Here is a 21,497-nt window from a genome sequence, read left to right on the forward strand (position 1 = left end):
GGATGTTCCGCCGCACATTCTGGTTCACCACCGGCGTCGCCGCCGGGGTGTGGGCCACCACCAAGGTCAACCGCAAGCTCAACCAGCTCACCCCGGAGAGCCTGGCGGCGCAGGCCGCCGACCGCGCGGTGCTGGCGGGCCGGAGGATCAAGGTCTTCGCCCTCGACGTACGGGACGGCATGGCCGACCGCGAGGCCGCGCTCAAGGACGCGCTCGGGCTCTCCGCGCCACCGCCGGACGACCGCAAGCGGCTCCCGGCCCAGCGGGGCCGGGCCGAGCTGACCCGCACCACCCCCTACAAGCTCCACAAAGCCGGAAATGAGGACCACTGATGGAGTCGGCTGAAATCCGCCGCCGCTGGCTGCGCTTCTTCGAGGAGCGCGGGCACACCGTCGTGCCGTCGGCGTCGCTCATCGCGGACGACCCGACGCTGCTGCTGGTCCCCGCGGGCATGGTGCCCTTCAAGCCGTACTTCCTCGGTGAGGTCAAGCCGCCCTTCGACCGCGCCGTCAGCGTGCAGAAGTGCGTGCGTACGCCGGACATCGAAGAGGTCGGCAAGACCACCCGCCACGGCACCTTCTTCCAGATGTGCGGGAACTTCTCGTTCGGCGACTACTTCAAGGAAGGCGCCATCAAGTACGCCTGGGAGCTGCTGACCAGCTCCCAGGAGGAGGGCGGCTACGGCCTCGACCCCGAGCGGCTGTGGATCACCGTCTACGAGCAGGACGACGAGGCCGAGCGCATCTGGCGCGAGGTGATCGGCGTCCCCTCGACCCGGATCCAGCGCCTCGGCATGGGCCCGAACTACTGGTCCATGGGCGTCCCCGGCCCCTGCGGCCCTTGCTCCGAGATCAACTACGACCGCGGTCCGGAGTTCGGCGAGGAGGGCGGCCCGGCCGTCAACGACGAGCGCTACGTGGAGATCTGGAACCTGGTCTTCATGCAGTACGAGCGCGGTCCGGGCGAGGGCAAGGACAACTTCCCGATCCTCGGCGAGCTGCCCAGCAAGAACATCGACACCGGTCTCGGCCTCGAGCGCCTGGCGATGATCCTCCAGGGCGTGCGGAACATGTACGAGACCGACACCCTGCGCGTCGTCATGGACAAGGCCACCGAGCTGACCGGGGTCGCCTACGGCGCCGCCCAGACGTCTGATGTCTCGCTGCGCGTGGTCGCCGACCACATGCGCACCTCCGTCATGCTCATCGGCGACGGTGTCACCCCCGGCAACGAGGGCCGCGGCTATGTGCTGCGCCGCATCATGCGCCGCGCCATCCGCAACATGCGCATCCTCGGCGCCACCGAGCCGGTCGTCGGCGAGCTGGTCGACGTCGTCCTCAAGACGATGGGCCAGCAGTACCCGGAGCTGCTCACCGACCGCAAGCGGATCGAGACCGTCGCCCTCGCCGAGGAGTCGGCCTTCCTCAAGACGCTCAAGGCCGGCACCAACATCCTCGACACCGCCGTCACCGACACCAAGAGCGCCGGCGGCAGCGTGCTCCCCGGCGACAAGGCGTTCCTGCTCCACGACACCTGGGGCTTCCCGATCGACCTCACCCTCGAGATGGCCGCCGAGCAGGGCCTCTCGGTGGACGAGGAGGGCTTCCGCCGCCTGATGAAGGAGCAGCGGGAGCGCGCCAAGGCCGACGCCAAGGCCAAGAAGACCGGCCACGCCGACCTGTCCGCCTACCGCGAGGTGGCCGACAGCTCCGGCCTGACCGAATTCACCGGCTACCTGCACACCGAGGGTGAGTCCACCGTCGTCGGCCTGCTGGTGGACGGGGTGTCCTCGCCCGCCGCCACCGAGGGCGACGAGGTCGAGGTCGTCCTGGACCGCACCCCGTTCTACGCCGAGGGCGGCGGCCAGCTCGCCGACACCGGCCGGATCAAGCTGGACACCGGCGCCGTGGTGGAGGTCCGGGACGTCCAGCAGCCGGTGCCCGGCGTGAGCGTGCACAAGGGCGTCGTCCAGGTCGGCGAGGTGACGGTCGGCGCCGGGGCCCACGCCCGGATCGACATCAAGCGCCGCCGGGCCATCGCCCGCGCCCACAGCGCCACCCACCTCACCCACCAGGCGCTGCGCGACGCCCTGGGCCCGACCGCCGCCCAGGCCGGTTCGGAGAACTCGCCCGGCCGCTTCCGCTTCGACTTCGGCTCGCCGACCGCCGTGCCCGGCGCGGTCCTCACGGACGTCGAGCAGAAGATCAACGAGGTGCTCTCCCGCGAGCTCGACGTCACAGCCGAGGTGATGAGCATGGACGACGCCAAGAAGCAGGGCGCCATCGCCGAGTTCGGCGAGAAGTACGGCGACCGGGTGCGCGTGGTGACCATCGGCGACTTCTCCAAGGAGCTGTGCGGTGGCACCCATGTGCACAACACCGCTCAGCTGGGTCTGGTGAAGCTGCTCGGCGAGTCCTCCATCGGCTCCGGGGTGCGCCGGGTCGAGGCCCTGGTGGGCGTGGACGCCTACAACTTCCTCGCCCGGGAGCACACGGTCGTCTCCCAGCTCACCGACCTGGTCAAGGGCCGCCCCGAGGAGCTCCCGGAGAAGATCTCCGGCATGCTGAGCAAGCTCAAGGAGGCCGAGAAGGAGATCGAGCGGTTCCGCGCCGAGAAGGTGCTCCAGGCCGCCGCCGGTCTCGTCCAGGGCGCCAAGGACGTCCGGGGCGTGGCCCTGGTCGCCGCCAAGGTGCCGGACGGCACCTCCGCCGACGATCTGCGCAAGCTGGTCCTGGACGTACGCGGACGCATTCCGGGCGACCGCCCGGCCGTCGTCGCCCTCTTCACCGTGGCGGGCGGCCGTCCGCTGACCGTCATCGCCACCAACGAGGCCGCCCGTGAGCGCGGGCTCAAGGCCGGTGACCTGGTCCGCACCGCCGCCAAGACGCTCGGCGGCGGAGGCGGCGGCAAGCCGGACGTGGCCCAGGGCGGCGGCCAGAACCCGGACGCCGTCGGTGAGGCCATCGAGGCCGTCGAGCGGCTCGTCGCGGAATCGGGCCGGTAGCCGTGCGACGCGGCAGGCGGATCGCCATCGACGTCGGGGACGCCCGGATCGGGGTCGCCTCGTGCGACCCCGACGGGATCCTCGCCACCCCCGTCGAGACCGTGCCGGGACGCGACGTCCCGGCCGCCCACAAGCGGCTCGTGGCGATCGTCGAGGAGTACGAACCGATCGAGGTGGTGGTCGGCCTGCCGCGCTCGCTCAACGGGCGCGAGGGGCCGGCCGCGGCCAAAGTGCGCACCTTCGCGCGCGAGTTGGCGCGGCGGGTCAACCCGGTGCCGGTGCGGCTCGTCGACGAGCGTATGACCACTGTCACAGCGTCCCAGGGGCTGCGCGCCTCCGGGATGACGTCCAAGAAGGGCCGTTCCGTCGTTGACCAGGCGGCGGCCGTGGTGATCCTCCAGAGCGCGCTGGAGACCGAGCGGGTCTCGGGGAGGGCCCCGGGAGAAGCCGTCGAAGTGGTCATCTGATCGCGATACGGTAACGTTCCGCGCGGCATGGCCGCCGCCGCCCGTGCCACGAACACGCCGAGCGGTGACCACCTCCGTCGCTAGGGGATCGATGACTGAGTACGGCCGGGGACCCGGCTCCCAACCGTGGCACCCCGAGGATCCGCTGTACGGGGACCGGGAGTGGAGCGGCCACCACGCGGCGGCCGGCCAGGATCCCTACGCACAGGAGCGGTACGTACAGGACCCCTACGCACAGCAGGACACCTACGCACAGGATCCGTACGCACAGGACGCCTACGCACAGGATCCCTACGGTCAGGGCAACTACGGCCAGGGCCAGGGCTCGTACGGCCAGGACCCTTACGGACACCAGCAGTATCCGCACGGCTATCCGCAGGATCCCCAGCAGCATCAGCAGCCCCAGTGGGACGGCCAGGACGCCGGTTACCCGCATCAGCGGCACCCGCACGAGTACCCCGGCCAGGGCGGCCCCTACCCGGCCCAGGACGGCTCGTACGGCGGGATGGACCCGCAGGATCCCTATGGTGGCCAAGGCGGTTCCTATCCGGGCCAGGGCCAGGACCCCTACCAGGGGCAGCAGGGCACACAGCAGATGCCCACGGTGCCCGCGGAGCCCCAGGTGCCGCGCCAGCGCGAGGCCCCCGAGGAGCCGCCCCTCCAGGCGGACGAAGCGGACGACCATCCGTTCTTCGCCGACGGCGGCGGCCGGGGCGACGCCGATGACGCGGACGACGACGGTGAGGACGGCGAGCGCTCCGGCGAGAAGGGCAGGCCCAAGAAGCGCCGCTCCGGCGTGGCCTGCCTCTTCGTGACCGTCGTCCTGGTGGGTGTGGTCGGCGGAGGCGGCTACTACGCTTACGACTTCTGGCAGACCCGCTTCGGCCCCGCACCCGACTACTCCGGCCAGGGCACCGGCCGGATCGAGGTGGAGGTTCCGTCCGGCTCCGGCAATGCCGAGATCGGCTCGATCCTCGCCGACAAGGGCGTGGTCAAGAGCAGTGGCGCCTTCGTCGACGCCGTGGAGGACAGCGGCAAGTTCGTCCAGCCGGGCACCTACACCCTGCGCAAGGAGATGTCCGGCGCGGCGGCGGTCAAGCTGATGCTCGACCCCAGCAGCAGCAACGCCCTGATCGTCACCGAGGGCATGCGCGATGCCACGATCTACGCGGCGATCGACAAGAAGATCGGGCTCAAGGCGGGTACCACCGCGGGCGTCGCCAAGAAGGAGGCCAAGAACCTCGGGCTGCCCTCCTGGGCCGACGACAACAGCAAGATCAAGGATCCGCTGGAAGGTTTCCTTTACCCGTCTCGCTACAGCGTGGGCGAGGGCGCCAAACCCGCGGACGTACTGCGGAAGATGGTCGCCGAGGCCAATCGGAACTATTCCGGTGTGGATCTGGAGGGCAAGGCCAAGGAATTGGGCCTGAAGTCCCCGCTCCAGCTGATCAGCGTGGCCAGCCTGGTCCAGGCGGAGGGCGTCACCCACGACGACTTCCGGAAGATGGCCGAGGTCGTCTACAACCGGCTGAAGCCCGCGAACCCCGAGACATACGGCAAGGTGGAATTCGACTCCACCTACAACTACATCAAGAACCAGAGCAAGATCGATATTCCGATCAGCGAGATCAAGCAGTACAACAACCCGTACAACACCTACTTCTACAAGGGACTTCCGCCCGGTCCGATCGGAAATCCGGGCCACGACGCGCTGAAGGCGGCGATGAACCCGACCGGCGACGGCTGGTATTACTTCATCTCGCTCGACGGCAAGACGAGCCAGTTCTCCAAGACCTATGCGGATCACCAGAAGTGGGTCGACAAGTTCAACAAGCAGCGCAAGAACAACGGCTGAGGAAAGATGTCGGAAAACCGCAGGGCAGCGGTGCTCGGTTCGCCGATCGCCCACTCCCTGTCACCGGTGCTGCACCGCGCCGCCTACCGCGAACTGGGCCTGACCGGCTGGACGTACGACCGCTTCGAGGTGGACGAGACCGGGCTGCCGGACTTCTTCAAGCACCTCGGCGAGGACGCGGGACCGGCCTGGGCCGGGCTGTCCCTGACCATGCCGCTCAAACGCGCCGTCATCCCGCTGCTGGACGAGATCAGCGACACCGCGGCCTCGGTGGAGGCCGTCAACACGGTCGTCTTCGGCGACGACGGCCGCAGCCGTGGTGACAACACCGACATCCCCGGCATGCTGGCGGCGCTGCGGGAGCGCGGCGTCGGACGCGTGGAGCGCGCCGCCGTGCTGGGCGCCGGCGCCACGGCCTCCTCCGCGCTGGCCGCGCTCTCCCGGATCTGCGACGGCGAGGTCACCGCGTACGTCCGCAGCGAGGCCCGGGCCGCCGAGATGCGGCAGTGGGGCGAGCGGCTGGGCGTCGCGGTGCGCACCGCGGACTGGAACGACGCGGCCGGGGCGCTCGGCGCGCCGCTGGTGATCGCCACCACCCCCGCGGGCACCACCGACGCGCTCGCCACGGCCGTACCGGACCGCCCCGGCGCGCTCTTCGACGTCCTCTACGAGCCTTGGCCCACCCCGCTGGCCGCCGCCTGGGCGGCGCGCGGCGGCTCGGTGGTCGGCGGCTCGGTGGTCGGCGGCCTGGACCTCCTGGTGCACCAGGCGGTGCTCCAGGTCGAGCAGATGACGGGCCGCGCCCCCGCGCCGCTGGCCGCGATGCGCGAGGCGCTGGCGGCCCGCTGAGCCGTCCCACGGGCCCCTCGCCGGGCCCGTCCGGCCCGACCCCGGCGCCTCCCCGGGGCGCCGCGAGCGTCCACCCCATGGACCGCGAACCGAGCGGACGCCCCGGTCGTGGGAGGATCGGAGGTGCGGGCCGGAGTCGCGCGGACCGGGTCGCGCCGCACGACGTCGAGGCACGCGCATGAGGGAGCACCGTTGAGCAGGTTGCGCTGGCTGACCGCGGGGGAGTCGCACGGCCCCGCACTCGTGGCGACGCTGGAGGGGCTGCCCGCCGGGGTGCCGATCACCACCGACATGGTGGCGGACGCCCTGGCCCGACGGCGGCTCGGCTATGGCCGCGGCGCCCGGATGAAGTTCGAGCGCGACGAGGTCACCTTCATCGGCGGCGTACGCCACGGGCTGACCCTCGGCTCCCCGGTCGCGATCATGGTCGGCAACACGGAGTGGCCCAAGTGGGAGCAGGTCATGGCCGCCGACCCGGTGGACGCCGAGATCCTCGAGGGCGTCGCCCGTAACGCCCCGCTCACCCGTCCCCGCCCCGGCCACGCCGATCTGGCCGGGATGCAGAAGTACGGCTTCGACGAGGCCCGGCCGATCCTGGAGCGCGCCAGCGCCCGCGAGACCGCCGCCCGGGTGGCGCTGGGCACCGTCGCCCGCTCCTACCTCAAGGAGACGGCCGGGATCGAGATCGTCTCGCATGTCGTGGAGCTGGCCGCCGCGAAGGCGCCGTACGGCGTCCACCCCAAGCCCTCCGACGTCGAGAGGCTGGACGCCGACCCGGTGCGCTGCCTGGACGCCGACGCGAGCAAGGCGATGGTGGCCGAGATCGACCAGGCCCACAAGGACGGCGACACGCTCGGCGGTGTCGTCGAGGTGCTCGCGTACGGCGTGCCGGTGGGCCTCGGCTCGCATGTGCACTGGGACCGCCGCCTCGACGCACGGCTGGCCGCCGCGCTGATGGGCATCCAGGCCATCAAGGGCGTCGAGGTCGGCGACGGCTTCGACCTCGCGCGGGTGCCCGGCTCCAAGGCCCATGACGAGATCGTCTCCACGGACGAGGGCATCCGGCGCTCCTCGGGCCGCTCCGGCGGTACCGAGGGCGGGCTGTCCACCGGCGAGCTGCTGCGCGTCCGGGCCGCGATGAAGCCGATCGCGACCGTGCCGCGGGCGCTGGCCACGGTCGATGTGACCACCGGCGAGGCCACCAAGGCCCACCACCAGCGTTCCGACGTGTGCGCCGTCCCGGCCGCCGGGATCGTCGCCGAGGCGATGGTCGCGCTGGTCCTGGCGGACGCGGTCGCGGAGAAGTTCGGCGGCGACTCCGTTCCCGAGACCCGCCGCAATGTGCGGGGCTTCCTCGAGAACCTGGCCATCCGGTGAGCGGGGAAGCAAGCGGGGGTCCGGCCGTCGTGCTGGTCGGGCCCATGGGGGTGGGCAAGACCACCGTCGGGCAGGTGCTCGCGGAGCGGCTCGGCACCACCTTCCGCGACACCGACACCGACATCGTCGCGACGGCGGGCAAGGAGATCTCGGAGATCTTCATCGACGAGGGCGAGCCGCACTTCCGCGAGCTGGAGCGGCAGGCGGTGCGGACCGCCGTCGCCGGGCACCGGGGCGTGCTCGCGCTGGGCGGCGGCGCCGTCCTCGACGAGGGCACCCGGGCGCTGCTCGCCGGCCTGCCCGTCGTCTTCCTGGAGATGGGCGTCGCCGAGGCCGTCAAGCGCACCGGTCTCGACGCCCCGCGCCCGCTGCTCGCGGTCAATCCGCGCCAGCGCTGGCGCGAGCTGATGGAGCAGCGCCGACCGCTGTACACCGAGGTCGCCCGCGCCGTGGTGTCGACCGAGGACCGCACCCCCGAGGCCGTCGCCGAGGCCGTCCTGGACGTACTGGAGCTGAAGAACGCATGACACCCCCTGTGGCCGACACCCCCACGCGCATCCAGGTCGGAGGCACCGCGGGCACCGCGCCGTACGAGGTGCTGATCGGTCGGCAGCTGCTCGGCGAGCTTCCCGGGCTGATCGGCACGTATGCCAAGCGCGTCGCCGTCCTGCACCCCGAGGCGCTGGCCGAGACCGGTGAGGCGATCCGCCAGGACCTCGCCGAGCAGGGGTACGACGCCATCGCCATCCAGCTGCCCAACGCGGAGGAGGCCAAGACCGCCGAGGTCGCCGCGTACTGCTGGAAGGCGCTCGGGCAGACCGGCTTCACCCGCACCGATGTGATCGTCGGCGTCGGCGGCGGCGCGACCACCGACCTCGCCGGGTTCGTGGCCGCCACCTGGCTGCGCGGGGTGCGCTGGATCGCCGTTCCCACGACCGTGCTCGGCATGGTCGACGCCGCCGTCGGCGGCAAGACCGGGATCAACACGGCCGAGGGGAAGAACCTCGTCGGTGCCTTCCACCCCCCGGCCGGGGTGCTGTGCGATCTGGCCGCGCTGGACTCGCTGCCGGTCAACGACTACGTCAGCGGGCTCGCCGAGGTCATCAAGGCGGGCTTCATCGCCGACCCGGAGATCCTGGAGCTCATCGAGCGGGACCCGGTCGCCGCCCGTACGCCCGCCGGTCCGCACACCGCCGAGCTCATCGAGCGCTCCATCCGGGTCAAGGCCGAGGTCGTCTCCAGCGACCTCAAGGAGTCCGGGCTGCGGGAGATCCTCAACTACGGACACACGCTCGCCCACGCCATCGAGAAGAACGAGCGCTACAACTGGCGCCATGGCGCGGCCGTCTCCGTGGGCATGGTCTTCGCCGCCGAGCTGGGCCGGCTGGCGGGCCGTCTGGACGACGCCACGGCCGACCGGCACCGGACCGTCCTGGAGGCCGTGGGCCTGCCGCTCACTTACCGCGGCGACCAGTGGCCCAAGCTGCTGGAGACCATGAAGGTCGATAAGAAGTCCCGCGGTGACCTGCTGCGATTCATCGTCCTGGACGGTGTCGCCAAGCCCACCGTGCTGGAGGGCCCGGACCCGGCGGTGCTGCTCGCGGCGTACGCCGAGGTCTCCGGCTGACCCGGTCCGTCACCGTCTTCCCGCGTCACAACTCTGTCATCGCCTCCGAGGGCCCGCGGCCCCGCCGCGGGCCCTCGAACAGCCCCCGAGCCCTGGCGGTTGCGGCCCTTGAGGGACGAAATGCCTGGCTGGCGAGGGGCGGCGGGGACACAGCGGGTTCGCGGTCCGTTCACACAGCGGAGCTTTGGGCAGGTACCGTTCGGTAGGAGCGGTCTCACCGCCCTATCAGCACCTGACAGTTGTCGGACGAGAACTGCCTGTACGAGACGGAGTGCCACCGGATGCAGCATGCGGGAGCTCCGCTGCCACCGCCCCACCAGCCGGGGCCGGTTCCCGGTCCGCAGGGCGCGGGCTGGGCGCAGGGCGCGAGTGCGAACCATCACCCGGGACCTCACCCCAATCCCCCCGCCCCACCCGTGCCTCCCGCGGCCGGGCACCCGGTGCCGCCGCCCGCGCAGCATCCGGCGCCCCCTCCGCCGGCCCCGCCCGCGCCCCCCGGGGCGCCGCTGGAGACGGTGAACACCACCGGCCATGTCCAGCTGCCGCCCGGCGGCCCGGTGCCGCTGCCGCGCCCCCCGTCGGACCCGTCGCTCGCCGATGTTTCGCAGGCGGCGGTGGCGGTGCTGCTGATCGGGCCGGCCGGGGCGGGCAAGACCACGGTCGCGCGCTACTGGGCCGACCGCCGCCGGGTGCCGACCGCGCACATCAGCCTGGACGATGTGCGGGAGTGGGTCCGGTCCGGCTTCGCCAACCCCCAGTCGGGGTGGAACGAGCACTCCGAGGCGCAGTACCGGCTCGCCCGCCGCACCTGCGGCTTCGCCGCCCGTAACTTCCTGGCCAACGGGATCTCCTGCATCCTCGACGACGCCGTCTTCCCCGACCGCCCGGTCGTCGGTCTCGGCGGCTGGAAGCGCCATGTGGGCCCCGGGCTGCTGCCGGTGGTGGTCCTTCCGGGCCTGGAGATCGTCCTGGAGCGGAACGCGGCCCGCAGCGGGAACCGCCGCCTCAGCGACGAGGAGGTGGCGCGGATCCACGGCCGGATGGCGGGGTGGTACGGCTCCGGCCTGCCGATCATCGACAACTCCACGTATGACGTGGAGACCACGGCCCGCATGCTCGACGAGGTCGTCACCCGTTCCATCGCGTCCCCACCCAGCTGGTAACACCCCCGTCCGGACCCGCTCGACCGGCCGCACCTGACGAGCGTGCGTACGCTCGGGTACATGTCCGAGGTGTACGCGGCCCGACGTGCCCGTCTGCACGATCAGTGCACCGCGGCCGGGAGCGCGGCGGCGCTGGTGTCCCGGCCCGCCAATGTGCGCTATCTGTGCGGCGCCGTGCCGCCCGGGGCCGTGCTGCTGCTCGGACCCGTCCAGGATGTGCTGGTGGCCACCGAGGTCCCGACCGCGCCCCCGCTCTCCGCGGGCCCGCCGCGTTCCGATGAGCCGCGGCTGCTGGTGGTGCCGGGCGCGGACGGCGATCCGGCCGTGGCCGCCGCCGATCTGGCCGCGGCGGACGGTGCCGAGTCGCTGGCCGTCGAGGAGCACGATCTGACCGTCGCCCGCCATCGGGCGCTCGGCGCCGCCGCCCCCCGCGTCCGCCTCGCCGATCTGGGCCGTGCCGTCGAGCAGTTGCGGCTCATCAAGGACGACGAGGAGATCTCCTGCATGCGGATCGCCGGGGAACTCGCCGACCAGGCGCTCGGCGAGCTGCTGGAGTCGATCCTGGTGGGCCGCACCGAGCGGCATCTGGCGCTGGAGCTGGAGCGGCGGCTGGTGGACCACGGCGCGGACGGCCCGGCCTTCCCCACCGTGGTCGCGGCGGGGCCCAACGCGGGGCGCCCCGGCCATCCGCCCACCGACCGCAGGGTCGAGGAGGGCGATTTCCTCACCATCTCCCTCGGCGCCGACTACCGCGGCTACCGCTGCCAGGTGGGCCGCACCTTCGTCATCGGGCCCTCGCCCGCGGACTGGCAGGTCGAGCTGTACGATGCCGTCTTCGCCGCTCAGCGGGCCGGGCGGGAGGCGCTGTTGCCGGGCCGGGCGTACCGGGACGTGGACCGGGTGACCCGTCAGGTGCTGACCGCCGCGGGCTTCGGAGACGGGCTGGAACCGTGCACCGGACACGGTGTGGGCCTGGAAATCGACGAGGACCCTCGGCTCACACCGTCCGCCATGGGTAAACTGGACGCTTGTGTGCCGGTCACCGTCGAGCCGGGGGTCCACCTCCCGGGCCGGGGCGGTGTCCGGATCGATGACACGCTCGTCGTCCGCCCCGAGGCGGACGGCGGACCCGAACTACTCACCATCACGACCAAAGAGCTGCTCGCGCTCTAGCGGAACCGGGCGCGCCGGCGGCTCTCTGGTCTCCGCCAGCGCAGTCCAGGAGATCCCGCAACCGTGGCATCCACGAACGACCTCAAGAACGGCATGGTGCTCAAGCTCGACGGCGGCCAGCTGTGGTCCGTCGTCGAGTTCCAGCACGTCAAGCCCGGCAAGGGCCCCGCTTTCGTGCGCACCAAGCTCAAGAACGTGCTGTCCGGCAAGGTGGTCGACAAGACCTTCAACGCCGGTGTGAAGGTCGAGACGGCCAATGTCGACAAGCGCGGCATGCAGTTCTCGTACAAGGATGGCGAGAGCTTTGTGTTCATGGACATGGACACCTTCGACCAGATCTACATCACCCCCGAGGTCGTCGGCGACAACGCCCGCTACCTGCTCGAGGGCTTCGAGGCCGTCGTGGCGATGTACGAGGGCAACCCGCTGTACGTCGAGCTGCCCGCCGCCGTCGAGCTGGTGATCGAGTACACCGAGCCGGGCGTCCAGGGCGACCGCTCCACCGGTGGCACCAAGCCCGCCAAGCTGGAGACCGGCTACGAGATCGGTGTGCCGCTGTTCATCACCACCGGTGAGAAGATCAAGGTCGACACCCGCTCCGGTGAGTACCTCGGTCGGGTGAACAACTAACCGTGGCTGCCCGCAACAAGGCCCGTAAGCGCGCCTTCCAGATCCTCTTCGAGGCCGATCAGCGCGGCAGCACCGTGCGAACCGTGCTCGCGGACTGGATCCGGCTCGCCCGGACCGACGACCGGCAGCCGCCGGTCAGCGAATACACGATGCAGCTCGTCGAGGGATACGCGGAGCACATCGCCCGGATCGACGAGCTGATCGCCACCTACGCGGTGGGCTGGACGCTGGACCGGATGCCGGTCGTCGACCGGAACATCCTGCGGCTGGGCGCGTATGAGCTGGTGTGGGAGGACGCGACCCCGGACGCGGTGGTGATCGACGAGGCGGTGCAGCTCGCCAAGGAGTTCTCCACCGATGACTCGCCGGCCTTTGTCAACGGCCTGCTGGGCCGCATCAAGGAGCTGAAGCCGAGTCTGCGTCGTGAGCAGGAGCCCCGGGAACACCAGGCATAGCCGCGTTCATCACAAGACAAAGCCGCCGGGGGCGGTGGAGGACCCAACAGGGCTCCACTGCCCCCGGCGGCACGTTTCTGCGGGTGAACAGGGAAAAGAGGGACTCAGACGTCCTCGTGCTGGACCGCGCGGCGGGCGTCGGCGCCCAGCACGCCCCAGCTGATCAGCTGTTCGGTCAGCACGGACGGCGACTGGTCGTAGATGACGGCGAGGGTGCGCAGATCGTCCTGACGGATCGAGAGCACCTTGCCGTTGTAGTCACCACGCTGGCTCTGGATCGTCGCGGCGTACCGCTGGAGCGGGCCCGCCTTCTCGACCGGCACATGGGCCAGTCGCTCCAGGTCCAGTACCAGCTTCGGCGGCGGCTCCGCCGCCCCGGCCGGGCTCGTGCCCGGAAGCAGCTCCTGCACCGGGACGCCGTAGAAGTCGGCCAGCTCGGCGAGACGCTGCACGGTCACGGCGCGGTCGCCGCGCTCGTACGATCCCACCACCACGGCCTTCCAGCGGCCCTGGGACTTCTCCTCGACACCGTGGAGGGAGAGGCCCTGCTGGGTGCGGATGGCGCGGAGCTTGGCCCCGAGCTGTTTGGCGTATTCGCTGGACATAAAGCTCCCCGGACGCTGTATCGACGTGCGGCTGTGCCGCGCGGCTGGTCACTCACTGTGAGGTTACGCAGCGTAATTTCCATTCGTCAAGCCGAACGGAGCGGAGGGGCTCCGGCCAGGGGTGTTGACGGGGGCACTCGGTACCCCTGCTAGTGTGAATGGCGCAAATCCGACCGTCCTTTAAGGTCCGTCCCGTGAGGCGGAGAAGGAGGTCCTCGTATGGACGCCCGTACCTCGGACGCCGCGCGCTCGGTGCTGGAAGCACCGGATATCGCGCGCGTTCTCACCCGCATCGCCCACGAGATCGTCGAGCGCGCCAAAGGCGCCGATGACGTGGTGCTGCTCGGCATTCCCACCCGTGGTGTCTTTCTCGCCCGGCGGCTGGCCGCCAGGCTGGAGGAGATCACCGGCAAGCCCGGCCGGATCCCGGTCGGCTCGCTCGACATCACGATGTACCGCGACGACCTGAGGCTGCGCCCGGCCCGCGCGCTCGCCCGCACCGAGATCCCCGACGACGGCATCGACGGCCGCCTCGTGGTCCTCGTGGACGATGTGCTCTTCTCCGGCCGCACCATCCGCGCCGCCCTCGACGCCCTCGGCGACATCGGGCGGCCGCGCGCCGTGCAGCTCGCGGTCCTCGTCGACCGCGGCCACCGGGAACTGCCGATCCGCGCCGACTACGTCGGCAAGAACCTCCCCACGTCGCTGCGGGAGACGGTCAAGGTCCAGCTCACCGAGGAGGACGGCCGCGACAGCGTGCTCCTCGGGCTGCGCGAGACCACCCCGGCGGACGGGAAGTAGCGCCCCGCACCGACGGCGAGTGCCGCCCCGGCGACCGAGGGGGAACCCGCCCGACGTACCACCGGTGCCGCCAGGCCACCGGTCCCCGCGCCTGCCCGCCCGCACGCCCGCACACCTCCTTCACCCACGGAGCAACCGGATGAAGCGTCACCTCATCTCGGCCGCCGATCTCTCGCGCGACGACGCCGTCCTGATCCTCGACACCGCCGAGGAACTGGCCCGGCTCGCCGACCGGCCGATCAAGAAACTGCCGACCCTGCGCGGCCGTACCGTCGTCAACCTCTTCTTCGAGGACTCCACCCGCACCCGCATCTCGTTCGAGGCGGCCGCCAAGCGGCTCTCCGCCGACGTGATCAACTTCTCCGCCAAGGGGTCCTCGGTCTCCAAGGGCGAGTCCCTGAAGGACACCGCGCTCACCCTGGAGGCCATGGGCGCCGACGCCGTGGTGATCCGCCACCACGCCTCCGGCGCCCCGCACCGGCTGGCCACCTCCGGCTGGATCAACGGCGCCGTGGTGAACGCGGGCGACGGCACCCATGAGCACCCCACCCAGGCGCTCCTCGACGCGTTCACCATGCGCCGCCGGCTGGCCTCCGGGGCGTCCGGCGTGGGACAGGACCTCTCCGGCCGCCGGATCACCATCGTCGGGGACGTCCTGCACAGCCGGGTGGCCCGCTCCAACGTCCATCTGCTCTCCACCCTGGGCGCCGAGGTCACCCTGGTCGCCCCGCCGACGCTGGTCCCCTTCGGCGTGGAGAGCTGGCCCTGCGAGGTCGCCTACGACCTGGACGCGGTGATCGGCAAGACCGACGCCGTGATGATGCTGCGCGTCCAGCGCGAGCGCATGAACGCCGCGTTCTTCCCCACCGAGCGGGAGTACGCCCGCCGCTACGGCCTGGACGGCGACCGGATGGCGCGGATGCCCGAGCACGCCATCGTGATGCACCCCGGCCCCATGAACCGCGGTATGGAGATCACCGCCGATGTCGCGGACTCCGACCGCTGCACCGCCGTCGAGCAGGTCGCCAACGGCGTCTCGATCCGCATGGCCGTCCTGTACCTGCTGCTCGGCGGGAACGAGTCCGCCGTCGCCGCCGCCCGCACCGAGGAGAGCAAGTGACCATGAGCGACACCCACAAGACGCTGCTGCGCGGGGCGAAGGTGCTCGGCGGTGAGCCGCGCGACGTGCTGATCGAGGGCGAGCGCATCGCCGCGGTCGGCACCGGCCTCGACGCGGACGGCGCCACCGTGATCGACGCCACCGGGCAGATCCTGCTGCCGGGCCTGGTCGACCTCCACACCCATCTGCGCGAGCCCGGCCGGGAGGACTCCGAGACGGTCCTCACCGGCACCCGGGCCGCCGCGATCGGCGGCTTCACCGCCGTCCACGCCATGGCCAACACCTTCCCGGTGGCCGACACCGCGGGCGTCGTCGAGCAGGTGTGGCGGCTGGGCAAGGAGTCCGGCTACTGCGACGTACAGCCCATCGGGGCGGTGACCGTGGGCCTGGAGGGCAAGAAGCTCGCCGAGCTGGGCGCGATGCACGACTCCGCCGCCGGGGTGCGGGTCTTCTCCGACGACGGCAAGTGCGTGGACGACGCGGTGATCATGCGCCGCGCGCTGGAGTACGTGAAGGCGTTCGACGGCGTGATCGCCCAGCACGCCCAGGAGCCCCGCCTCACCGAGGGCGCCCAGATGAACGAGGGCGTCGTCTCCGCCGAGCTCGGGCTGGGCGGCTGGCCGGCCGTCGCCGAGGAGTCGATCATCGCCCGCGATGTGCTGCTCGCCGCGCACGTCGGTTCCCGGGTGCACATCTGCCATCTCTCCACCGCGGGCTCGGTGGAGATCGTCCGCTGGGCCAAGTCCAAGGGCTGGAACGTCACCGCCGAGGTCACCCCGCACCACCTGCTGCTGACCGACGAGCTCGTACGCTCCTACGACCCCGTCTACAAGGTGAACCCGCCGCTGCGCACCGAGACCGATGTGATGGCGCTGCGTGAGGCGCTCGCCGACGGCACCATCGACTGCGTGGCCACCGACCACGCCCCGCATCCGCACGAGGACAAGGACTGCGAGTGGGGCGCGGCGGCCATGGGCATGGTGGGCCTGGAGACCGCGCTGTCCGTGGTCCAGCACACCATGGTGGACACCGGGCTGCTGGACTGGACGGGCGTCGCCGACCGGATGTCGGCGCGGCCCTCGGCCATCGGCCGTCTGACCGGCCACGGCCGTCCCATCGCCGCCGGGGAGCCCGCCAACCTCACCCTGCTCGACTCGGCTTACCGTGGTGTGGTGAACCCCGCGGGCTTCGCCTCCCGCAGCCGCAACACCCCCTACGAGGGCCGCGAACTGCCGGGCCGCGTGACGTACACCTTCCTGCGGGGCCGGGCGACGGTTGTGGACGGGAAGCTGGCGTGACGACTCCGAGTCATCCGGTGGCGGGCCTCGCGGGATTCGCGGGCCTCGCGGCCGAGCAGAAATCGCAGGACGTGACGGACTGGGCCGCGAGGGTCGGCTGGGTCGTCGGGCTGCTGCTGGTCATCGCGCTGGTCTACTGGCTGATGCGCGAGGGCTGGAAGTGGCGCGCCACCCTCCAGGGCGACCTCCCCGAGCTGCCCCAGGCCCCGGCCGAGCCCGGCGAGCCTACGCGGACGATGAACGGCCGCTACCACGGCTCCACCACCGCCGGGCAGTGGCTGGACCGGATCGTCGCCCATGGCCTCGGCACCCGCAGCCGCGTCGAGCTCACCCTCACCGACCAGGGCGTGAGCGTCGTACGGCCGGGCGCGCGGGACTTCTTCATCCCCGCCGCCGAGCTGCGCGGCGCCCGGCTCGACAAGGGCATCGCGGGCAAGGTCCTCGCCGAGGGCGGACTGCTGGTGATCACCTGGAGCCACGGCGACCGGCTGATCGACTCGGGCTTCCGCTCCGACCACGCGGCCGAGCACACCGCGTGGGTGGACGCCCTCACCGAACTCTCCGGCGGCCCCAGCGAAGCGGCCGCCCCCTCGCACGACAGGGAAGGCGCACGATGACCACCTCCAACAGGGGGGCCACGAGCCCCGCAGTCCTCGTCCTGGAGGACGGCCGCACCTTCCGCGGCCGGGCCTACGGGGCCGTGGGGGAGACCTTCGGCGAGGCCGTGTTCTCCACCGGGATGACCGGCTACCAGGAGACCCTGACCGACCCCTCCTACCACCGCCAGGTCGTCGTGATGACCGCCCCCCACATCGGGAACACCGGCGTCAACGACGAGGACCCGGAGTCGAAGCGGATCTGGGTCTCCGGCTATGTGGTGCGCGACCCGGCCCGTACGCCCTCCAACTGGCGCTCCCGCCGCTCGCTCGACGAGGAGCTCAGCGCCCAGGGCGTCGTCGGCATCAGCGGGATCGACACCCGCGCCCTCACCCGGCATCTGCGCGAGCGCGGCGCCATGCGCGTGGGCATCTTCTCCGGCGGGGCACTCGCCGACGAGGCCGCGCTGCTGGCGAAGGTGCGTCAGGCCCCCCAGATGAAGGGCGCCGACCTCAGCGGCGAGGTGGCCACCGAGGAGCGTTACGTCGTCCCGGCGATCGGCGCCAAGAGGTTCACCGTCGCCGCCATCGACCTGGGCATCAAGGGCATGACCCCGCACCGGATGGCCGAGCGCGGCATCGAGGTGCACGTGCTGCCCGCGACCGCCACCGCCGAGGACGTCTACGCGGTGAACCCGGACGGGGTGTTCTTCTCCAACGGCCCCGGCGACCCGGCCACCGCCGACCACCCCGTCGCCCTGATGCGGGCCGTGCTGGAGCGCTCCACGCCGCTGTTCGGCATCTGCTTCGGCAACCAGATCCTCGGCCGCGCGCTCGGCTTCGGCACCTTCAAGCTGAAGTACGGCCACCGCGGGATCAACCAGCCGGTGCAGGACCGCACCACCGGCAAGGTGGAGGTCACCGCGCACAACCACGGCTTCGCCGTGGACGCCCCGCTCGACGCGCCGTCCGACACCCCCTTCGGCCGCGCCGAGGTCTCCCACGTCTGCCTCAACGACAACGTGGTCGAGGGGCTGCGGCTGCTCGACCGCCCCGCGTTCAGCGTCCAGTACCACCCCGAAGCAGCCGCCGGTCCGCATGACGCCGCGTACCTTTTCGACCGCTTCGTGTCCCTGATGGAGGGCCAGCGTGCCTAAGCGCACCGACATCCAGTCCGTTCTGGTCATCGGCTCCGGCCCGATCGTCATCGGCCAGGCCGCCGAGTTCGACTACTCCGGCACCCAGGCGTGCCGGGTGCTGAAGGCCGAGGGCCTGCGGGTCATCCTGGTCAACTCCAACCCGGCCACGATCATGACCGACCCGGAGATCGCCGACGCCACCTATGTCGAGCCGATCACCCCGGAGTACGTCGAGAAGATCATCGCCAAGGAGCGCCCCGACGCGCTGCTGCCCACCCTCGGCGGCCAGACCGCGCTCAACACCGCCATCTCGCTGCACGAGGCGGGCACCCTCGAGGAGTACGGCGTCGAGCTGATCGGCGCCAATGTCCAGGCGATCCACAAGGGCGAGGACCGCGACCAGTTCAAGGAGGTCGTCGAGGCCGTCCAGGCCAAGATCGGCCACGGTGAGTCCGCCCGCTCGGTCATCTGCCACTCCATGGACGACGTCCTCGCGGGCGTCGAGGAGCTCGGCGGCTACCCCGTCGTGGTCCGCCCGTCCTTCACCATGGGCGGCGCGGGCTCCGGTTTCGCCCACGACGAGGACGAGCTGCGCCGTATCGCGGGCCAGGGCCTGGCCCTCTCGCCGACCACCGAGGTGCTCCTGGAGGAGTCCATCCTCGGCTGGAAGGAGTACGAGCTGGAGCTGATGCGCGACCGCAACGACAATGTCGTGGTCGTCTGCTCCATCGAGAACTTCGACCCCATGGGCGTGCACACCGGCGACTCGATCACCGTCGCCCCGGCAATGACGCTCACCGACCGCGAGTACCAGATCCTGCGGGACATCGGCATCGCCGTCATCCGCGAGGTCGGCGTCGACACCGGCGGCTGCAACATCCAGTTCGCGGTCAACCCGGAGGACGGCCGGGTCATCGTCATCGAGATGAACCCGCGCGTCTCCCGCTCCTCGGCGCTCGCCTCCAAGGCCACCGGCTTCCCGATTGCCAAGATCGCCGCGAAGCTGGCCGTCGGCTACACCCTGGACGAGATCCCCAACGACATCACCCAGGAGACCCCGGCGTCCTTCGAGCCCACGCTCGACTACGTCGTGGTCAAGGTGCCGCGGTTCGCCTTCGAGAAGTTCCCGGCCGCCGACGCCCGGCTCACCACCACCATGAAGTCGGTCGGCGAGGCCATGGCCATCGGCCGCAACTTCACCGAGGCGCTCCAGAAGGCGCTGCGCTCGCTGGAGAAGAAGGGCAGCCAGTTCGACTTCACCGGGGACCCCGGGAACAAGTCCGAGCTGCTCCAGACGGCCGTCGTGCCCACCGACGGCCGGATCAACACCGTGATGCGGGCCATCCGCGCCGGGGCCACCCCCGAGGAGGTCTTCGACGCCACGAAGATCGACCCGTGGTTCGTGGACCAGCTCTTCCTGATCAAGGAGGTCGCGGACGAGATCGCCGCCGCCGGCAAGCTCGGCCCGGAGCTGCTCGCCGAGGCCAAGCGGCACGGCTTCTCCGACGCCCAGATCGCCGGGATCCGCTCGCTGCGCGAGGACGTGGTCCGCGAGGTGCGGCACGCGCTGGGCATCCGGCCCGTCTACAAGACGGTCGACACCTGCGCCGCCGAGTTCGCCGCCCGGACCCCGTACTTCTACTCCTCCTACGACGAGGAGTCCGAGGTCGCCCCGCGCGAGACCCCCGCGGTAATCATCCTCGGCTCGGGCCCCAACCGCATCGGCCAGGGCATCGAGTTCGACTACTCCTGCGTCCACGCCTCCTTCGCGCTGCATGACGCGGGCTATGAGACCGTCATGGTCAACTGCAACCCGGAGACCGTCTCCACCGACTACGACACCTCCGACCGGCTCTACTTCGAGCCGCTCACCCTGGAGGACGTACTGGAGATCGTCCACGCGGAAACGCAGGCGGGCCCGGTGGCCGGGGTGATCGTCCAGCTCGGCGGCCAGACCCCGCTGGGCCTGGCCCAGGCGCTCAAGGACAACGGCGTGCCGATCGTCGGCACCTCGCCCGAGGCGATCAACCTCGCCGAGGAGCGCGGCGCCTTCGGCCGGGTGCTCACCGAGGCCGGACTGCCCGCGCCCAAGTACGGCACCGCCTTCTCCTTCGAGCAGGCCAAGGGCATCGCCGCCGAGATCGGCTACCCGGTAATGGTCCGCCCCTCGTACGTCCTGGGCGGCCGCGGCATGGAGATCGTCTACGACGAGCCCTCGCTCGCCGCGTACCTGGAGCGGCACGCCGGGCTGATCTCCGAGCACCCCGTGCTCATCGACCGCTTCCTTGACGACGCCATAGAAATCGACGTGGACGCGCTCTACGACGGCGAGGAGCTCTACCTCGGCGGCGTCATGGAGCACATCGAGGAGGCCGGGATCCACTCCGGCGACTCGGCCTGCGCCCTGCCCCCGATCACCCTCGGCGGCTTCGACATCAAGCGGCTGCGCGCCTCGACCGAGGCCATCGCGCGCGGGGTCGGCGTCCGCGGACTGATCAACATCCAGTTCGCGATGGCCGGGGACATTCTGTACGTGCTGGAGGCGAACCCGCGCGCCTCCCGCACCGTCCCCTTCACCTCCAAGGCCACCGCGGTACCGCTGGCCAAGGCCGCCGCCCGGATCTCGCTGGGCGCCACCATCGCCGAGCTGCGCGCCGAGGGGCTGCTGCCCTCCAGCGGCGACGGCGGCACGCTGCCGATGGACGCGCCGATCTCGGTCAAGGAGGCCGTGATGCCCTGGAGCCGGTTCCGGGACGCCTCCGGGCGCGGGGTGGACACCATCCTCGGCCCGGAGATGCGCTCCACCGGCGAGGTCATGGGCATCGACTCGGTCTTCGGCGCGGCCTACGCCAAGTCGCAGGCCGGGGCGTACGGCGCGCTGCCGACCAAGGGGCGCGCGTTCGTCTCCGTGGCCAACCGCGACAAGCGCTCGATGATCTTCCCGGCCCGGGAGCTGGTCGGCCTCGGCTTCGAGCTGTTGGCCACCTCGGGTACGGCGGAGGTGCTCAAGCGCAACGGGATCAACGCGACCGTGGTGCGCAAGCACAGCGAGGGCGAGGGCCCCAACGGCGAGAAGACCATCGTCCAGCTCATCCACGAGGGCGAGGTCGACCTGATCGTCAACACCCCGTACGGCACCGGCGGCCGGCTCGACGGCTATGACATCCGTACGGCGTCCGTCGCCCGCGGCGTCCCGTGCCTGACCACCGTCCAGGCGCTCGCGGCCGCCGTCCAGGGCATCGAGGCACTGGGCCGGGGCGCGGTCGGCGTCCGATCGCTCCAGGAACACGCGGAACATCTGACCGCCGCCCGCGAGGAGTGAGGCGAGGGAGGGGGAC

The 21,497-nt window shown here is 71.2% G+C and carries 19 protein-coding genes; 18 read left to right on the forward strand and 1 reads right to left on the reverse strand.

What is annotated here, in order from left to right; all coding sequences use genetic code 11:
- Positions 1-2 precede the first annotated feature (2 nt).
- From ABD329_RS29310 to nusB, 12 genes are all read left to right on the forward strand, one after another.
- Positions 3-332 (forward strand): DUF6167 family protein, encoded by a 330-nt coding sequence (locus ABD329_RS29310; RefSeq protein ID WP_198279010.1) that lies wholly within the window; start codon positions 3-5, stop codon positions 330-332.
- Positions 332-3,004 (forward strand): alanine--tRNA ligase, encoded by a 2,673-nt coding sequence (gene alaS / locus ABD329_RS29315; protein ID WP_198279009.1) that lies wholly within the window; start codon positions 332-334, stop codon positions 3,002-3,004. The genes ABD329_RS29310 and alaS overlap by 1 nt, the downstream gene beginning before the upstream one ends.
- Positions 3,005-3,006: 2 nt before the next feature.
- Entirely contained in the window at positions 3,007-3,471 is a 465-nt protein-coding gene (gene ruvX / locus ABD329_RS29320) for a Holliday junction resolvase RuvX (protein WP_198279008.1), read from the forward strand.
- 91 nt (positions 3,472-3,562) lie between these two features.
- A complete protein-coding gene (gene mltG / locus ABD329_RS29325) occupies positions 3,563-5,326 on the forward strand; it encodes an endolytic transglycosylase MltG (protein ID WP_198279007.1) in 1,764 nt (587 codons plus the stop codon).
- 6 nt (positions 5,327-5,332) lie between these two features.
- Positions 5,333-6,175, forward strand: coding sequence for a shikimate dehydrogenase (locus ABD329_RS29330; protein ID WP_198279006.1), 843 nt, complete (start codon positions 5,333-5,335; stop codon positions 6,173-6,175).
- Between the two features lie 192 nt (positions 6,176-6,367).
- The gene (gene aroC / locus ABD329_RS29335; RefSeq protein ID WP_198279005.1) at positions 6,368-7,552 is read left to right on the forward strand and encodes a chorismate synthase; all 1,185 of its coding nucleotides are present in this window, start codon (positions 6,368-6,370) and stop codon (positions 7,550-7,552) included.
- 44 nt (positions 7,553-7,596) lie between these two features.
- The gene (locus tag ABD329_RS29340) at positions 7,597-8,079 is read left to right on the forward strand and encodes a shikimate kinase (protein ID WP_182469813.1); all 483 of its coding nucleotides are present in this window, start codon (positions 7,597-7,599) and stop codon (positions 8,077-8,079) included.
- A complete protein-coding gene (aroB, locus tag ABD329_RS29345) occupies positions 8,076-9,179 on the forward strand; it encodes a 3-dehydroquinate synthase (RefSeq protein ID WP_198279003.1) in 1,104 nt (367 codons plus the stop codon). The genes ABD329_RS29340 and aroB overlap by 4 nt, the downstream gene beginning before the upstream one ends.
- A 281-nt stretch (positions 9,180-9,460) precedes the next feature.
- Positions 9,461-10,342, forward strand: coding sequence for a Pro-rich N-terminal domain-containing protein (locus ABD329_RS29350; protein ID WP_344317146.1), 882 nt, complete (start codon positions 9,461-9,463; stop codon positions 10,340-10,342).
- 60 nt (positions 10,343-10,402) lie between these two features.
- Positions 10,403-11,515: an aminopeptidase P family protein gene (locus ABD329_RS29355; protein WP_198277566.1), complete on the forward strand. Its 1,113-nt coding sequence runs from the start codon at positions 10,403-10,405 to the stop codon at positions 11,513-11,515.
- A 63-nt stretch (positions 11,516-11,578) separates the two neighbouring features.
- Positions 11,579-12,145: an elongation factor P gene (gene efp / locus ABD329_RS29360; RefSeq protein ID WP_037951647.1), complete on the forward strand. Its 567-nt coding sequence runs from the start codon at positions 11,579-11,581 to the stop codon at positions 12,143-12,145.
- A 2-nt stretch (positions 12,146-12,147) separates the two neighbouring features.
- Complete coding sequence (gene nusB / locus ABD329_RS29365; protein ID WP_198277567.1) at positions 12,148-12,600, forward strand: transcription antitermination factor NusB; 453 nt, start codon at positions 12,148-12,150, stop codon at positions 12,598-12,600.
- A gap of 104 nt (positions 12,601-12,704) precedes the next feature.
- Here the strand turns inward: nusB and bldD are convergent, their stop codons facing one another.
- Positions 12,705-13,205: a transcriptional regulator BldD gene (gene bldD, locus ABD329_RS29370; RefSeq protein WP_014056259.1), complete on the reverse strand. Its 501-nt coding sequence runs from the start codon at positions 13,203-13,205 to the stop codon at positions 12,705-12,707.
- A gap of 219 nt (positions 13,206-13,424) precedes the next feature.
- Between bldD and pyrR the strand changes: the two genes are divergently transcribed.
- The 6 genes from pyrR to carB all read left to right on the forward strand — a co-directional run bounded on the left by pyrR (position 13,425) and on the right by carB (position 21,481).
- Positions 13,425-14,006: a bifunctional pyr operon transcriptional regulator/uracil phosphoribosyltransferase PyrR gene (pyrR, locus tag ABD329_RS29375; RefSeq protein WP_037951650.1), complete on the forward strand. Its 582-nt coding sequence runs from the start codon at positions 13,425-13,427 to the stop codon at positions 14,004-14,006.
- Positions 14,007-14,145: 139 nt separating this feature from the next.
- Entirely contained in the window at positions 14,146-15,126 is a 981-nt protein-coding gene (locus ABD329_RS29380; RefSeq protein WP_037951653.1) for an aspartate carbamoyltransferase catalytic subunit, read from the forward strand.
- Between the two features lie 2 nt (positions 15,127-15,128).
- Positions 15,129-16,424: a dihydroorotase gene (locus ABD329_RS29385; RefSeq protein ID WP_198277568.1), complete on the forward strand. Its 1,296-nt coding sequence runs from the start codon at positions 15,129-15,131 to the stop codon at positions 16,422-16,424.
- Positions 16,421-17,041, forward strand: coding sequence for a PH-like domain-containing protein (locus ABD329_RS29390; RefSeq protein ID WP_198277569.1), 621 nt, complete (start codon positions 16,421-16,423; stop codon positions 17,039-17,041). Before ABD329_RS29385 ends, ABD329_RS29390 begins: the two co-directional genes overlap by 4 nt.
- Positions 17,038-18,177: a glutamine-hydrolyzing carbamoyl-phosphate synthase small subunit gene (gene carA, locus ABD329_RS29395; protein ID WP_198277570.1), complete on the forward strand. Its 1,140-nt coding sequence runs from the start codon at positions 17,038-17,040 to the stop codon at positions 18,175-18,177. Before ABD329_RS29390 ends, carA begins: the two co-directional genes overlap by 4 nt.
- Positions 18,170-21,481, forward strand: a complete 3,312-nt coding sequence (carB, locus tag ABD329_RS29400) for a carbamoyl-phosphate synthase large subunit (protein WP_198277571.1) — start codon at positions 18,170-18,172, stop codon at positions 21,479-21,481. Before carA ends, carB begins: the two co-directional genes overlap by 8 nt.
- The last annotated feature ends 16 nt before the right edge of the window (positions 21,482-21,497 follow it).

Origin of the sequence: Streptomyces javensis (genome assembly GCF_039525925.1) — a bacterium.
GTDB lineage: Bacteria > Actinomycetota > Actinomycetes > Streptomycetales > Streptomycetaceae > Streptomyces > Streptomyces asiaticus.